Origin of the sequence: Paenarthrobacter aurescens (assembly GCF_041549525.1) — a bacterium.
In the GTDB taxonomy this organism is placed as follows: Bacteria; Actinomycetota; Actinomycetes; order Actinomycetales; family Micrococcaceae; genus Arthrobacter; species Arthrobacter aurescens.
On the sequence record NZ_CP157456.1, the window covers coordinates 326,292 to 339,121 of the forward strand.

Annotated in this window: 14 protein-coding genes; 9 read left to right on the forward strand and 5 right to left on the reverse strand. The window is 61.3% G+C overall.

Annotated elements, in window-relative coordinates; all coding sequences use genetic code 11:
* Positions 1-15 precede the first annotated feature (15 nt).
* Together ABI796_RS01620 and ABI796_RS01625 are read right to left on the reverse strand one after the other, a co-directional pair.
* Entirely contained in the window at positions 16-417 is a 402-nt protein-coding gene (locus ABI796_RS01620) for a VOC family protein (protein ID WP_141283458.1), read from the reverse strand.
* A 19-nt stretch (positions 418-436) separates the two neighbouring features.
* Positions 437-877 carry a helix-turn-helix transcriptional regulator gene (locus ABI796_RS01625; RefSeq protein ID WP_141283459.1) on the reverse strand — a complete coding sequence of 147 codons (441 nt, stop codon included), beginning with the start codon at positions 875-877 and terminating at the stop codon, positions 437-439.
* 47 nt (positions 878-924) lie between these two features.
* Here ABI796_RS01625 and ABI796_RS01630 point away from each other — a divergent pair, with 47 nt between their 5' ends.
* From ABI796_RS01630 to ABI796_RS01645, 4 genes are all read left to right on the forward strand, one after another.
* The gene (locus ABI796_RS01630) at positions 925-1,545 is read left to right on the forward strand and encodes an alpha/beta hydrolase (protein ID WP_141283460.1); all 621 of its coding nucleotides are present in this window, start codon (positions 925-927) and stop codon (positions 1,543-1,545) included.
* A 217-nt stretch (positions 1,546-1,762) separates the two neighbouring features.
* Positions 1,763-2,764 carry a LacI family DNA-binding transcriptional regulator gene (locus ABI796_RS01635; protein ID WP_246095773.1) on the forward strand — a complete coding sequence of 334 codons (1,002 nt, stop codon included), beginning with the start codon at positions 1,763-1,765 and terminating at the stop codon, positions 2,762-2,764.
* Between the two features lie 8 nt (positions 2,765-2,772).
* A complete protein-coding gene (locus ABI796_RS01640; protein WP_141283462.1) occupies positions 2,773-3,504 on the forward strand; it encodes an HAD family hydrolase in 732 nt (243 codons plus the stop codon).
* Between the two features lie 30 nt (positions 3,505-3,534).
* A complete protein-coding gene (locus ABI796_RS01645) occupies positions 3,535-5,889 on the forward strand; it encodes a glycoside hydrolase family 65 protein (RefSeq protein WP_141283463.1) in 2,355 nt (784 codons plus the stop codon).
* Positions 5,890-5,906: 17 nt separating this feature from the next.
* On the opposite strand, the gene ABI796_RS01650 is transcribed toward ABI796_RS01645, so the two are convergent.
* Entirely contained in the window at positions 5,907-7,571 is a 1,665-nt protein-coding gene (locus ABI796_RS01650; protein ID WP_246095774.1) for a CdaR family transcriptional regulator, read from the reverse strand.
* Positions 7,572-7,698: 127 nt separating this feature from the next.
* Between ABI796_RS01650 and ABI796_RS01655 the strand changes: the two genes are divergently transcribed.
* The 5 genes from ABI796_RS01655 to ABI796_RS01675 all read left to right on the forward strand — a co-directional run bounded on the left by ABI796_RS01655 (position 7,699) and on the right by ABI796_RS01675 (position 12,115).
* Complete coding sequence (locus ABI796_RS01655) at positions 7,699-8,997, forward strand: alpha-hydroxy acid oxidase (RefSeq protein ID WP_141283464.1); 1,299 nt, start codon at positions 7,699-7,701, stop codon at positions 8,995-8,997.
* Between the two features lie 14 nt (positions 8,998-9,011).
* On the forward strand, positions 9,012-9,953 hold the full coding sequence (locus ABI796_RS01660) for an ABC transporter substrate-binding protein (protein ID WP_246095775.1): 942 nt from the start codon (positions 9,012-9,014) through the stop codon (positions 9,951-9,953).
* A 30-nt stretch (positions 9,954-9,983) separates the two neighbouring features.
* Complete coding sequence (locus ABI796_RS01665; protein ID WP_141283466.1) at positions 9,984-10,904, forward strand: amino acid ABC transporter permease; 921 nt, start codon at positions 9,984-9,986, stop codon at positions 10,902-10,904.
* A complete protein-coding gene (locus tag ABI796_RS01670) occupies positions 10,904-11,668 on the forward strand; it encodes an amino acid ABC transporter ATP-binding protein (protein ID WP_281283980.1) in 765 nt (254 codons plus the stop codon). The genes ABI796_RS01665 and ABI796_RS01670 overlap by 1 nt, the downstream gene beginning before the upstream one ends.
* 66 nt (positions 11,669-11,734) lie before the next feature.
* A complete protein-coding gene (locus ABI796_RS01675; protein ID WP_141283467.1) occupies positions 11,735-12,115 on the forward strand; it encodes a RidA family protein in 381 nt (126 codons plus the stop codon).
* Between the two features lie 28 nt (positions 12,116-12,143).
* On the opposite strand, the gene ABI796_RS01680 is transcribed toward ABI796_RS01675, so the two are convergent.
* Together ABI796_RS01680 and ABI796_RS01685 are read right to left on the reverse strand one after the other, a co-directional pair.
* Positions 12,144-12,335 carry a hypothetical protein gene (locus ABI796_RS01680; RefSeq protein ID WP_141283468.1) on the reverse strand — a complete coding sequence of 64 codons (192 nt, stop codon included), beginning with the start codon at positions 12,333-12,335 and terminating at the stop codon, positions 12,144-12,146.
* Positions 12,336-12,722 (reverse strand): hypothetical protein, encoded by a 387-nt coding sequence (locus ABI796_RS01685; RefSeq protein ID WP_141283469.1) that lies wholly within the window; start codon positions 12,720-12,722, stop codon positions 12,336-12,338.
* Positions 12,723-12,830: the final 108 nt, after the last annotated feature.

Below are 12,830 nucleotides of genomic sequence, written 5' to 3' on the forward strand. Positions count from 1 at the left end.
GAAGTACGGTCTTGTTCAGCCCTGATTGATGCGGATCATGTTGCCGGAGGGGTCGCGGAAAGCACAGTCGCGCGGTCCCCACGGCTGCTCGATCGGTTCCTGAAGCACTTCGGCGCCTGACGCGCGGAGCTTCTCGAAGGTGGTGTCAAGATCGTCCGTGGTGAACACGAGCATCGGCATGACGCCCTTAGTCAGGAGTTCCTGGATGGCGTCGCCGTCCGCTTGTGAACGTCCGGCGTGAGGCGGCGAAAGGACCAGTTCAAGATCGGGTTGGGCGTCGCTGCCGATGGTGACCCAGCGCTGGCCGTCGGAGCCGACGTCGTTCCGGACTTCAAAGCCCATGGCGTCCCGGTAGAAGGCGAGCGACTCATCGAGATCGTTGACGGTGACGTGTGCGTACTTCAGTGAAATGTTCATGCATCACACGCTATGGCAGCTATGACGCGGGCGCTTCTTCAATCCTGCTCAAGTTCCTGCTGGCCGTTCTTTCCGGACGAGTGTGCTGTTTGGCGATGCAGCTGGGCATGGCCTTGACGGCGTGGTGCTCGCGGGCGCGGTATTCGCTGGGGTTGATGCCTACGATCTCGGTGAACCGGCTGCTGAAGGATCCCAACGAGGTACAGCCGACTTCCATGCAGGCGTCCGTGACGGAGGTTCCTGCCCTGAGCAGGGCCATGGCCCGTTCTATCCGCCGGGTCATGAGGTAGTTGTAGGGCGATTCGCCGTAGGCGGCCTTGAACTGGCGGGAGAAATGCGCGGGGGACATCAACGCACCGGCGGCCATGGTGGGCACATCCAAGGGGCGCGCATATTCGCGGTCAATGAAATCGCGGGCGCGCCGTAGATGGGCCAGGTTGGCCAGTTCCTGCGGAGTCATGGCCACAGTCTACGGAGTCATGGGCGCGGTCTACTAGGCTCGTGCCCATGGAATCAGTGGTGTGGTCAAAGCCCGAAAACCAGCGAAAGGGCACTCCTTTGCTGGTGATGATGCACGGTTACGGCACCAGTGAGCAGCGGATGGTGAACCTGTTTCCGCACCTGCCCGGGGAGTTCAGCTGCGCGGCTCTGCGCGGCCCAAAAGTCATTGGCGATGACTACGGCTGGTTCCTGCTGGACTACTTCCTGACCAACGACTTCTCGGACGTCATTGCGTCCACAAATTCGGTGTTCAACTGGATCAACTCCGTCAAGGACAATCACAGCAGCGTCAGTCTGCTGGGATACTCGCAGGGCATGGCCATGGCAAGTACCCTCCTTCGCCTGCGACCCCATGCATTCAAGGCAACGGTGGGTCTGTCCGGCTTTGTCCTGGACAACGATCTCCTGGCCCTGAGCGAGTCCTTTGACACCCCTCCACCCTTCTTTTGGGGGCGGGACAAAGCGGATCCGGTGATCAATGAGGACGCCATAGCCCACACCGAGGAGTGGCTGAACGCCAACGTCGCCCTGACGGCGCGGACTTATCCGGGGATGGGTCACCGGATTGAGCCGCCCGAGCTGGTGGACGTCAGCGCCTTCCTGAAGTACTACGTGCTTGGGCCTTGAGTATCGGGACCAGAGCCTTGAATTAGAAGACATCCACCGCTTGAAATCAAGCCCTTAGTGAGATTCGCGTCACAATTTGGCCTTCGAGTGCACTCTATTGAATGACAAAATTGTAAGCGCTTACACTTTTGGCTGGTGCCCGGCGAGGGGCACGCGCCAAGGCGTCAGTCGAGGATGGAAAGGGTTGAGGCCGTGTTGCATGGTTAGGACTCACAGGGTGACAATCCAGGACGTGGCCGTCCTGTCCGGACTGTCCATTTGCACGGTGTCACGGGCCTTGAGAAATCTCCCCAACGTTTCTGACAAGGCTCAGCAACAAGTGACCGAAGCCGCCAGCAAACTTGGCTATAAGGCCTCAGCTGCTGCGTCCAGGCTCGCCGGTGGCAGCACGGGCTCGGTGGCAATCGTTGCCCCCACAGCTACAGCGTGGTTTTTTGCGCAGGCTGTGGAAGCCGCAGAAGAAGTCTTCGCCGACAGCGGCTATGACACAGTGTTGATTTGCCTTCGCAACAAGGCCGGTGTGAGGCAAAAGTTCTTTGCGGACCTAGAAAACCTCCCGCAAAGAGTGGATGGGCTGCTTCTGCTTAATGTTGACCTCACGCCACAAGAGGTGGAAGCGTTGGAATCCTGCGGGCTGGCTGTAGCCAGCGTGGGCATGGGAAATGTTCCGTGGGACAATGTAGGTATCGATGACGAACACGCGGCCTGGCAGGCTACCCAACACCTGCTGGGGCTGGGCCATTGGAACTTGGCCGTTCTCTCGAGCGATGAACACCCCGTTGTGACTGAGACTCCACGGTTCCGCGGCTTCAGGCGTGCTCTGGATGAACACCACCTCACCGTCCACCCGGACCTTGTGGTGGGAACCGGGCCAAGCATCGAGGACGGCAGGCGGGCCATGACTGAACTCATGACCCGCGGCGGTAGGCCCACAGCAGTGTTCGCGCACTGCGATGAGGCCGCGTTCGGTGCCTTGACGGCGCTCCGCGAACACGGCCTTTCCGTGCCCAAGAACGTGTCAGTGATCGGGATAGACGATCACCCCATGAGTTGGTTCCTTGGCCTGAGCACCGTGGCGCAACCCGTTGCCGACCAAGGCGCCTTCGCAGCAAACCTGCTGTGTGAACGCCTGCTGAATACTGAATTCCCCCATCAACCCTCCAACCACCTGCTCGATACCAAGCTCATCGAACGCAAGACCACGCGCCACAAGCGCTGAACGGAACAATGCACATGACTGATCTTCGTAATGCCTGGACCGGCGCTTCCGCGCTGTTGTTCGACCTCGACGGCGTGCTGACGCCCACTGCCGTGGTGCATGAGCAGGCGTGGCAGGAACTTTTCGATGGCTACCTGTCCGAGGCCGGTCACCCCCAGGGCTACCAGGAGAGCGACTACTTCGACCATATTGATGGGAAGCCGCGCTTTGATGGCGTTCGGGATTTCCTGGGCTCCCGCGGAATCACTCTGCCCGAAGGCCCCGTGAATGATCACCCGGACAGCGGAACGGTGCAGGGCCTGGGCAACCGGAAGAACGCCATTTTCAATGAGATTGTGAACTCCCGCGGTGTTGAGCCGTACGAGGGTTCGGTCAAGTTCATCAATGCGGCCGTAGAGCTGGGATTGAAAGTGGCGGTGGTGTCCTCATCCCGCAACGCCCCCGCGGTACTGAAGGCCGCAGGCCTTGACCACCACTTCGAGGTGGTGGTCGACGGCCAGGTGGCTGCCGGCGTCGGACTTCCCGGTAAGCCGGACCCGGCCACCTACGTCTACGGAGCAAGCCTCCTGGGCGTACCCGTGGAGGAATGCATCGTGGTTGAAGATGCAGTGTCCGGCGTCCAAGCCGGAGCCGGCGCGAATTTTTACGCCGTGATTGGCGTGGACCGCGGAGCAGGCCGCCAAACCCTGCTGGACGCCGGCGCCACGCTGGTGGTGGACGACCTCAACGATCTTCTCTAACCCTACTTTTTAGAAGGACTTCAACAGCCCATGGCACTCATCAGCTCCGATCGGCTTCGCTTCCCCTGCGAGCCCTGGAAGCTCGTGGAGAATATTCACGTCCCCGGTGACGAGGGAACGCTGGAAACGCTGTTCGCGCTTGGCAACGGACACCTCGGCATCCGTGGCTCTCATTCCACGGCGGGCGACGGCGAGCTTCCCGGCACGTTCATTAACGGTTTCCATGAGATCTGGGACATCAAGCACGCCGAGAATGCCTACGGTTTTGCCCGGACCGGCCAGAGGATCGTCTACGTGCCGGACGCCAATAATTTCACCGTTTCCATCGACGGTGAAGCTCTGAGCCTGGCCGAATCCACCGTGCTGGATTACCACCGCAGCGTGGATTTTTCCACGGGCATCTACGAGGAAACCATTACGTGGGCATGCCGCTCCGGGGCTACCGTCACCACGGCTGAGCGACGCGCGGTGGGCTTCGATGCCCGCGGATGTCTTGGCTTGGAACTGTCGCTGACAGCTGACCGGGACGTGTCCGCGGACATCACTTCCGGCGTCGTGAACCGCCAGGACCAGCCTGTAGAGGACCACTCGGTCCATGACCCGCGCCGCTCCGGCCGGCACGCGGGCCGGGTTCTGCTGCCGCTGCACCTCCACGGTGCGGACGGCTCGCTTCGCCTCGCTTGGGAGACCTCCGAGTCCCGCCAGCGCGTGGCCATGGCGGTAGACCACTGGATTTCCGCCGAAGGCCAACCGTTTGAGACGTTGGTGGCTGAGGACGACTCGTCCGTCCGCTACGTTCTGGCCATTCACGACGGCGATACTTTCCGTTTGGAGAAGTCGGTCAGCTATGTGGTGGCCGGCTCCTCGGACGCCGAAGACCGCGGGGAGAGCCTCGCGGCCGAAGCCGAAGCGAACCTGGTGTCCTTCGGAGAGATCCTGGCCCAGAGCAAGGCACACTACGAGCAATACTGGACCACGGCAGATATTTACATCGGCGGCCAGCCGGAGATGCAGCAGGCCGTGCGGTGGGGTCTGTTCCAGTTGGCGCAGGCCACCGCCCGCGCCGGCGTGGCGGGTATCCCGGCCAAGGGTGTGAGCGGTTCGGGCTACGAGGGCCACTATTTCTGGGATCAGGAGGTCTACCTCCTCCCGTACCTGACCTATACCAACCCCTGCGGTGCCAGGAAGGTGCTGGAGTCGCGGCACGCGATGCTTCCCGACGCCCGGGTCCGTGCCAAAGAACTCAGTGTGGACGGGGCCCTGTTCCCATGGCGGACCATTAACGGCTTGGAAGCAAGCGCCTACTACGCGGCTGGGACCGCCCAGTTCCACATAGCCGCCGCCATCGCCTTTGCGGCAAACCGTTACCAGTGGGCCAGTGGTGATCAGAGCTTCAACGCCGAACTCGGCGCCGATCTCCTCATTGAGACAGCACGCATGTGGGCCTCGCTGGGCTTCTTCGGCAAAGACGGACTGTTCCACATCCACGGCGTCACCGGACCGGATGAATACACGGCTGTGGTCAATGACAACCTCTATACCAACGTCATGGCACGCTTCAATCTGCGTGCCGCTGCCGCCCTGGAACACGAAGGTATCGCCGAGACGGAACGCATGGTGTGGCGGCAGGCGGCTGAGCGGATGTCCCTTCCCTACGACCCCCACCTCCAGGTCTTCAGCCAGGACAACGACTTCATGACGCTGGAGCCTTGGGACTGGAACACCCCCAAGTCCAAGTACCCGTTGCTGCTGAACTTCCACCCTCTGGTGATCTACCGGCACCAGGTCCTCAAGCAGGCCGACACCGTGCTGGCGATGTTCCTCCAGTGGCAGGACTTCACCGCCGAGGAAAAGCAGCGCGCCTTCGACTTCTACGATCCCATCACCACCGGTGACTCCACCCTTTCCGCTTGCGTGCAGGGCATCATGGCGGCCGAGGTTGGATACGGCGACGTCGCATTGCAGCACTTCACCGAGGCACTGTTCATTGACCTGGACAACTCGCACGGAAATACCATCGACGGCGTCCACATCGCCTCCACCGGCGGTATCTGGAGCTCCTTGGTGTGCGGTTTTGCCGGTATGCGGGACCAGGGCGAAGTGCTGCGCTTCGATCCCCGCCTCCCCACGGAATGGGAAGGCCTGTCCTTCCGGCTCAAGGTGCAGGGACGCCTGTTGGCTGTTGATCTCGCCCAGGGTTCCATCGCCCTGACGCTCGTCGCCGGGGAGGACTACAGTGACCAGCCGCTGCCCGTCGATGTCCGTGGTGATGAGGTCACTGTGGGGACGGACACGGTAACGGTGCCGCTGGAGACCGTGCCCGTCCCGCCCCCGTCGATCTTCCCCAGCGTCTTCCCGACGGCGGGACTTCCGATCATCCGGTAGGTCACCACGGGAGTTTCTTACTTGGACGCGAGGTCCATGGTGGTCAGGCGCAGCCACAACCACAGCCGTTTCTGCGGATCCGCCAGGTCCAGGTTGAAATCCCCGGCCAGGCGGGTCACGCGGTACCGGACGGTGTTGTTGTGTACATGGAGTTGGGCTGCCATGGCTGAGATGTTTCCGTTGGAGGCAAGGTAGGCGCGGAGGGTCTCCAGGTAATCGGTTTGCTGCTCAGCATCCCGGGCTTGGATCCTGGCGATCTCATCCGCGCCGCCCATCCCGTTGTCCTCAATGAACCCACCAATTTTCAAGAGGTTCAGCGGGATTTGGAAGTCCTCGTAGAGTGCCACGCCCTGCACTTTTCCCACGCCCTGCACTTTCTTCCGCAGGTAGTGCAAAGTTTGGATGGCCTCGGACCTGGACCGGGGCAGGTTTTCAATGTCGGAGGCAATACCGCCCACTGTTGCAATCACAGGGAATGGGCTGATGGTGTGCGAGTACGCCTCGATTTCCTGGATGATGCGCCCGTGCACGGCTCGTGGGGACGCCCCGTTGCAGGGCAGCAGCGCATAAACCACTGATCCGATCAGTGCGCTGTGGCTGGTTCCAAACTGCACGTTGCACACTGTGGTCACCAAATGCAGCAGCCGGTGGATGTCACGCACGGATTCCAGGCTCCCGGTCTCCGGCCGCACTATGGAAAAAGCTGCCACGGCCAGTCCGTTGGCCGTATCCAGCCCCAGTTGGGCAGCCGCGAACGAGGCATGCGGGGTGTCCTCCATCAAGGTGCGGATGAGGTCTGCATTGCGTCGTTCTCCGAAGTCGGAGGCAGAGCGGGCATGGAGCATGTGCAGCCCGGCCAAAGGCGCCATCCTGTCCAGGGCGTTCAACGCCGTGGCGCGTTTTTCCTCGCCAGGGTCAATGATCCAGATGGAACCCAGCAGCTCACCTCCAGCGCGGACGGCCAGCGCAAGGCGGGCCATGCCGTCGTCCAGCGCCGGGACCATCACCGCCCCAGGTGCGGCGTAGACAATCCTGAAGTCCTGATCGAAGGCCGGTTGGGTGGTTTCCTGCAGAGTGAGGGTAGTGATGCGGCGGAGTTCATCAATGGGTTGGCCCGGGAGCGTGGAGTAGCCAAGGATGCGGCCGAGGGGATCCACAATGCTCGCCGCGCCGTTGGTGATGGATGCTGCTGCATTGGCGAAGGCGTAGAGGTCTCCAAGGCGTACGCCGGACACGGAATCCGCCGCCGCACCCATCACTGAGGCACGGGCCAAAGCCACCAGCCGCGTCCAGTCGGCATTGTCCGGTGCCACCAGCACAGAGAGGCTGTATCCCACTGCTGCCGAACGCAACTGCTCCATTTTGGCGCCGTGGGCTTTAACGATCACTGCCGCCGCGTTGCTGTTGGCTGCCCTGTGGAGCAGCTGATCAAAATCAGGGGATCCGTACGTGCAGCCCACGGCAAGGATGATGCGGTTGTCAACGCTGGACCAGTTGTCCAGGGGATCGTACATCAGGACGTCGGAGACCGGATGCCCCAGGTTCTCCGGTGTGGGGTTGGCGTGGACCAGATCTGCCTGCATGAGCTGGATGCAGTCGGACAAGCGCACCGTGGATTGCTGCATTCCTGATTGGGAAAGTTCCGCCTGTTGGGCCTCTGGAAGCGACGCTGCTGTGTCCATAGCTGGACGTTATCACAAGCAGTTGAGGCATCTTGTAGAGGAATTCACATATAGAGCGGGAGAGATCTAGGTCACTATTGGGACAGGAGCTGGGCGGGTAACCCCAGCAGAACGTAGAGGACACACCATGAAACTCAAGGACATCAAGGCGCTCGCCTCGGTGCAGGGGCCGGCCCGATCCGTCCCGGAACGACTCTCACGCAGCTGCTACAGCATCGAAGACATGCGAAAGCTTGCAGCCAAACGCCTCCCCAAGAGCATCTTCGAATACATTGAAGGCGGCGGCGAAGACGAGGTTTCACTGCGCCGCAACCGGTCCTCTTTTGATGATTGGTCCTTCCTCCCCAAATGGGGCTCCGTGGACAACCTCGAGCTCAGCTCAATGCTTCTGGGCGGCCCCGTTTCCATGCCCGTGACGCTCTCTCCCACCGGCGGGACCAGGCTGTTCCACCCCCAAGGTGAGTCCGCTGTTGCCCGCGCCGCGCTCGCTGCCGGTATTCCGTACGGGCTGGCGCACCTCAGCACTACCACCATGGAGGACGTGAGTGCGGCCGCACCGGGACTGCGCCGGTGGTTCAACCTGGAGCCCACCTCGGACAAGGGCCTCCTGCAGGCAGTTCTGGACAGGGTGTCCAACGCAGGCTACGAAGCCCTGTTGGTCAACGTGGACTGCCGGGCAATCGGTCACCGCGAGCGCGACTACCGCAACGGCTTCACAGCGCCACCTTCCATCAAGCCGAAGACCGTTGTTGAGGGAATGTTGCACCCCTCATGGGCTTTGGGGTTCCTGGCCAATGACGCCATCGCTTTCCCCAACCTGGACGCGGAGGTTCCCGAGGGTCCTTTGGCCAGCTCTCCGGACATGTGGCGGACGCTGCTGGCGGGAGCCTATGAACCTACTGACTGGGACGATATCCGCGATCTGCGTGAGCGTTGGAACGGTCCGATCATCCTGAAAGGAGTGGTCAACCCCAACGATGCCGCACTTGCAGCGGCTATTGGGATAGATGCCATTCAGGTCAGCAACCACGGCGGACGGCAGCTGGACCACATGGCTGCACCGTTGGATGTCCTTGGGGACATCGTGGAAAGGACCTCTGGCCGCATGGAAATCATCGTCGACGGCGGCATCCGCCGGGGCTCCGACGTCGTCAAGGCATTGGCTCTGGGTGCGGACGCCTGCTCCATCGGCCGGCCGTACCTGTACGGGCTGGCTGCCGCCAGCGAAGCCGGCGTTGCCCACGTCCTGAAATTGTTCCGGGCAGAAATGACCCGCACCATGATGCTCCTTGGAGTATCCACCATTGAGGAACTGCGTACCGAAGGCCGGGGTTTGCTCCGGCACCGCAATGAAGCGTTCAACCGTACCGATCCCACCGTTATCCCTGAGGCCCCTTTGGGCTTTGAAGAAATGAGGACCCCCTGATGAGGAAGTTACCCGTGAAATGCATACCCGGCAGCCAACGCGCCAGGCCCGGCGTACCCGCGCTGGTTGTTACGGCAGCACTGTTGCTGTCCGTGACGGCTTGCAGCCCTGCCGGCAACGCATCGACGTCGAACCCGTCCGGCGACGCTGCCGGACCGGGCACCGGGGTTCCTGCGCTGGAAGTCAACCAGGCCGCCGTCGATCTTCTCCCGGAGTCCATCAAGGCCTCCAAAGTGTTGCGGGTTGCCATTCCCACCAATGAGCCGCCGACGCAGTTTTACCGGGAAGGCACTCAGGAAATGACCGGCACCAACCCGGACGTGGCCCGTCTCATTGGTGAAGCCCTTGGTGTTGAAGTGGACATTCAGGTGGCCAACTTCGACTCGATTATTCCCGGGCTCGCCGCAGACCGTTATGACATGACTGTCTCCTCCATGACGCCTACGGAAAAGCGCATGGAGGTCCTGGACTTTGTTGACTACCTGCAGGTTGGCAACGCGATCGCCGTCCCGAAGGGCAACCCCGCGGGCATCAAGGATGAGAACGCCCTGTGCGGGAAGAAGGTAGGCCTCCTGACTGGCTCCTACCAGCTGACCGTGAACGTCCCCCTCTATGACGAGGCGTGCGTGGCTGCGGGCAAGGACTCGATTCAGAAGAGTGAATTCCAGGACACCCGGCAGGCCATCTCGGCACTGACCAGCGGACGCTTGGAGGCAGTGCTGGCCGACTCGCCCATCCTGGATTACGCAGCAACCCAGAACCCGCAGATTGAGGTTGCAACCTCGTTCGAGTTTGCGCCTGTAGGCGTTGGGGTGCCCAAGGATTCCGGCTTGGTGAAGGCTGTATCCGCCGCGCTGGATGCGGTGATCAAGAGCGAGTCCTACGTCAAGGTTCTGGGCAAGTACGGACTTGAATCCAGTGCCGTCACCGACGCCCGCGTCAATTTTGCCCAGTAGGGGATCCCGGTAATGAAAGAGGTGACGGCTATGCATAAGCAACCATTAACGCCTGACACCAAGGAACCGGCCACAGCTGCTGGTGATTCGATCCCCGTGGTGCCGCTGAAGCACCCGGTCCGTTTGGCCTTGGCGATTGTCCTCATTCTGGTGGCGCTGGGCGCAGCCTGGGATGTTGCAGTGAACGAACGGTACCGGTGGGACGTTGTGTTGTCCTACCTTTTCGCGCCGCAGATTCTTGCCGGCGCCGGGCTGACGCTCCTGTTGACCGTGGTGTCCATGACCGTAGGTATTGCGCTGGGCACTTTGCTGGCGATCATGCGTCTCTCCGACAACCCGATCCTGAGCACCATCAGCCGCGGCTACATCTGGTTCTTCCGGGGAACGCCACTGCTGGTCCAGCTGATTTTCTGGTACAACATTGCGGCCCTCTACCCGGTGATTGCCTTCGGCCTTCCCTTTGGGGGACCGTCCATGGTTCTGGGCTCCGCCAACGTCCTGATTTCCCCCTTGGGCGCAGCGCTTCTGGGTTTGTCTTTGAACGAAGCCGCCTATATGGCAGAGATCATCCGTGGGGGCATCGGGTCCGTGGACAAGGGCCAGTACGATGCTGCCCGTGCTTTGGGCATGAGCGGTGGCAAGCTGATGAACCGGGTGATCCTGCCCCAGGCCATGCGCGTGGTGCTTCCGCCCACTGGCAACCAGGTCATTTCCATGCTGAAGGGCACGTCCCTAGTGAGTGTCCTGGCGATCTCGGACCTGCTGTACTCCGCCCAGATCATCTATGCGAACAACTACCAAACCATTCCGCTGCTGATTGTGGCCAGCCTCTGGTACCTGCTGATGACCAGCATTCTGAGCTTCTTCCAAAACAAACTTGAACGCAGGTACGGGCGCGGTTTCGACTCAGCACCGCGACGCCTCCGCAAGCCTAAGACAAGGACAGTATGATGACTACCGCCATGGTGGAAGCCCGGGGAGTCCGGAAAAACTTCGGCGTGATCGAAATCCTGAAAGGCATTGACCTCAGGGTTGAGAAGGGATCGGTGACGTGCCTGATTGGCCCGTCCGGTTCCGGCAAGACCACCTTCCTGCGCTGCATCAATCACCTTGAAAAAGTGGACGCCGGCCGGCTCTACGTCGATGAGCACCTGGTGGGTTACACCGAACGCAACGGGAAGCTCTATGAGATGAAGGAACGCCAGACTGCCCGCTCAAGGCTCAACGCAGGCATGGTTTTCCAGCGCTTCAACCTTTTCCCGCACATGACTGTGCTGGAGAACATCATTGAAGCACCCGTGCACGTGCTTGGACGTCCCCGCAAGGAAGTTGTTGCCGAGGCCCAGACCCTCTTGGACCGGGTTGGCCTGGGCAACCGCGGCCACTCCTACCCGCAGGAACTCTCCGGCGGGCAGCAGCAGCGGATCGCGATCGCCAGGGCGCTGGCCATGAAGCCCAAGCTGATGCTCTTCGATGAGCCCACATCCGCTCTGGACCCCGAACTGGTTGGCGAGGTCCTGGACGTCATGAAATCACTGGCTGAGGCCGGCATGACCATGGTTGTGGTAACCCATGAGCTCGGTTTTGCCCGCCAGGTGGCCGATCAAGTGGTGTTCATGGACGGCGGCGTGGTGGTGGAAAGCGGTCCGCCCGAGCAAGTACTGGGCAGCCCCCGGCATGAGCGCACCAAGGCTTTCCTGTCCAAGGTTTTGTAGCAGCCGTCCGCACCCGTGGCATCCCAAAAAGAAACGTCAAAGACACCCCGAAAGGTATTGATCACCATGACCCGACATCAAGTCACTACAGACCTTGCACCCAGCCCGGCCGGCCCCTATTCGCAGGCTGTGGTGGCCAACGGATTCCTTTTTTCGGCAGGACAAACGCCCCATCATCCCGCAACAGGCGAGCGCGTTGGGATCACCATCGAGGAGCAGACCATTCAGGCCATGAAGAACCTGAGCCAGGTTCTGGGCGCCCACGGTTTGGACTTCTCCCACGTAGTGAAGGCGACAGTGCACCTGCATCACCCGGGCAGGGACTTTGATGGCTTCAACGCCATTTACGAGCAGTATGTGGTGGCCCCTTACCCGGCGCGCACCACGGTGGGTTCGTTTCTGGGCGATTTCCTGGTGGAGATCGACGTCGTCGCTGTTGTTCCGTAGGCGCATCCAGGCACAGACGGCTGCCGTGTCAGGACGTCCGCGACGTGTGGTCCTCAATCAGCCCGCTCGCCGCGATCTCCCGTAGCGAGTAGATGGCTTTGGCTGCTGAGTCCTTGTCCTGGAAGCAGATGGAGAGAGCAAGTTCCGTTCCGTCACCATCGACGAGGCGGACCCGGCAATCACCTCCGGATTCTTCAAACAGCTCAAAATGGCCGGCCATCTAAGCGGCGCCCCGTTGCGGAGCGTTCGCAGGCATCTTCGCCTCCGGGGTCCGTTGCGGAGCGGCAGCGTTTCGACGCCGTTCCAACTCACAGTTGATCAACTCCAGCAGCGCCTGGGCAGGCTCGGACAGATGGTGGGTGTCGGGAGAGCCCAGTTGATCGCAGTGCAGGAGGACGTGGCGGATCCGTTCCAGTTCGCGGGACGGTACCAGCGGCCAGCGGTGAAACAACTGCCTGACGGCTATGGCTCCAAGGAGGGCATCGGGTTTGTTGGCTACTGCGTGGCTTCCATGGTTTGCGGCTGCTCGTCGTCGAGCAACGCTGGCCGCCGATGTTGCGACGCCATGGGCCAGGAGTAGTTCTGACTTGAGGGAATTGGGGGCCATGCGGACCTCCCTGATGAGTACTGAGGAAGCCGGCTGCGTGACTATGAAATTAGCTTACAGAATGTGAGTTATGTCATGTCAATCATTACGCGGCGGAACCGTCGTCGT

Bases quoted from the DNA above. Each gene is read 5' to 3' on its own strand.
- ABI796_RS01675 (WP_141283467.1), top strand. From the start codon at position 11,735: ATGACCCGACATCAAGTCACTACAGACCTTGCACCCAGCCCGGCCGGC.
- ABI796_RS01625 (WP_141283459.1), bottom strand. From the start codon at position 877: ATGACTCCGCAGGAACTGGCCAACCTGGCCCATCTACGGCGCGCCCGC.
- ABI796_RS01640 (WP_141283462.1), top strand. From the start codon at position 2,773: ATGCACATGACTGATCTTCGTAATGCCTGGACCGGCGCTTCCGCGCTG.
- ABI796_RS01670 (WP_281283980.1), top strand. From the start codon at position 10,904: ATGACTACCGCCATGGTGGAAGCCCGGGGAGTCCGGAAAAACTTCGGC.
- ABI796_RS01630 (WP_141283460.1), top strand. From the start codon at position 925: ATGGAATCAGTGGTGTGGTCAAAGCCCGAAAACCAGCGAAAGGGCACT.
- ABI796_RS01665 (WP_141283466.1), top strand. From the start codon at position 9,984: ATGCATAAGCAACCATTAACGCCTGACACCAAGGAACCGGCCACAGCT.
- ABI796_RS01620 (WP_141283458.1), bottom strand. From the start codon at position 417: ATGAACATTTCACTGAAGTACGCACACGTCACCGTCAACGATCTCGAT.
- ABI796_RS01680 (WP_141283468.1), bottom strand. From the start codon at position 12,335: ATGGCCGGCCATTTTGAGCTGTTTGAAGAATCCGGAGGTGATTGCCGG.
- ABI796_RS01655 (WP_141283464.1), top strand. From the start codon at position 7,699: ATGAAACTCAAGGACATCAAGGCGCTCGCCTCGGTGCAGGGGCCGGCC.
- ABI796_RS01645 (WP_141283463.1), top strand. From the start codon at position 3,535: ATGGCACTCATCAGCTCCGATCGGCTTCGCTTCCCCTGCGAGCCCTGG.
- ABI796_RS01685 (WP_141283469.1), bottom strand. From the start codon at position 12,722: ATGGCCCCCAATTCCCTCAAGTCAGAACTACTCCTGGCCCATGGCGTC.
- ABI796_RS01650 (WP_246095774.1), bottom strand. From the start codon at position 7,571: ATGGACACAGCAGCGTCGCTTCCAGAGGCCCAACAGGCGGAACTTTCC.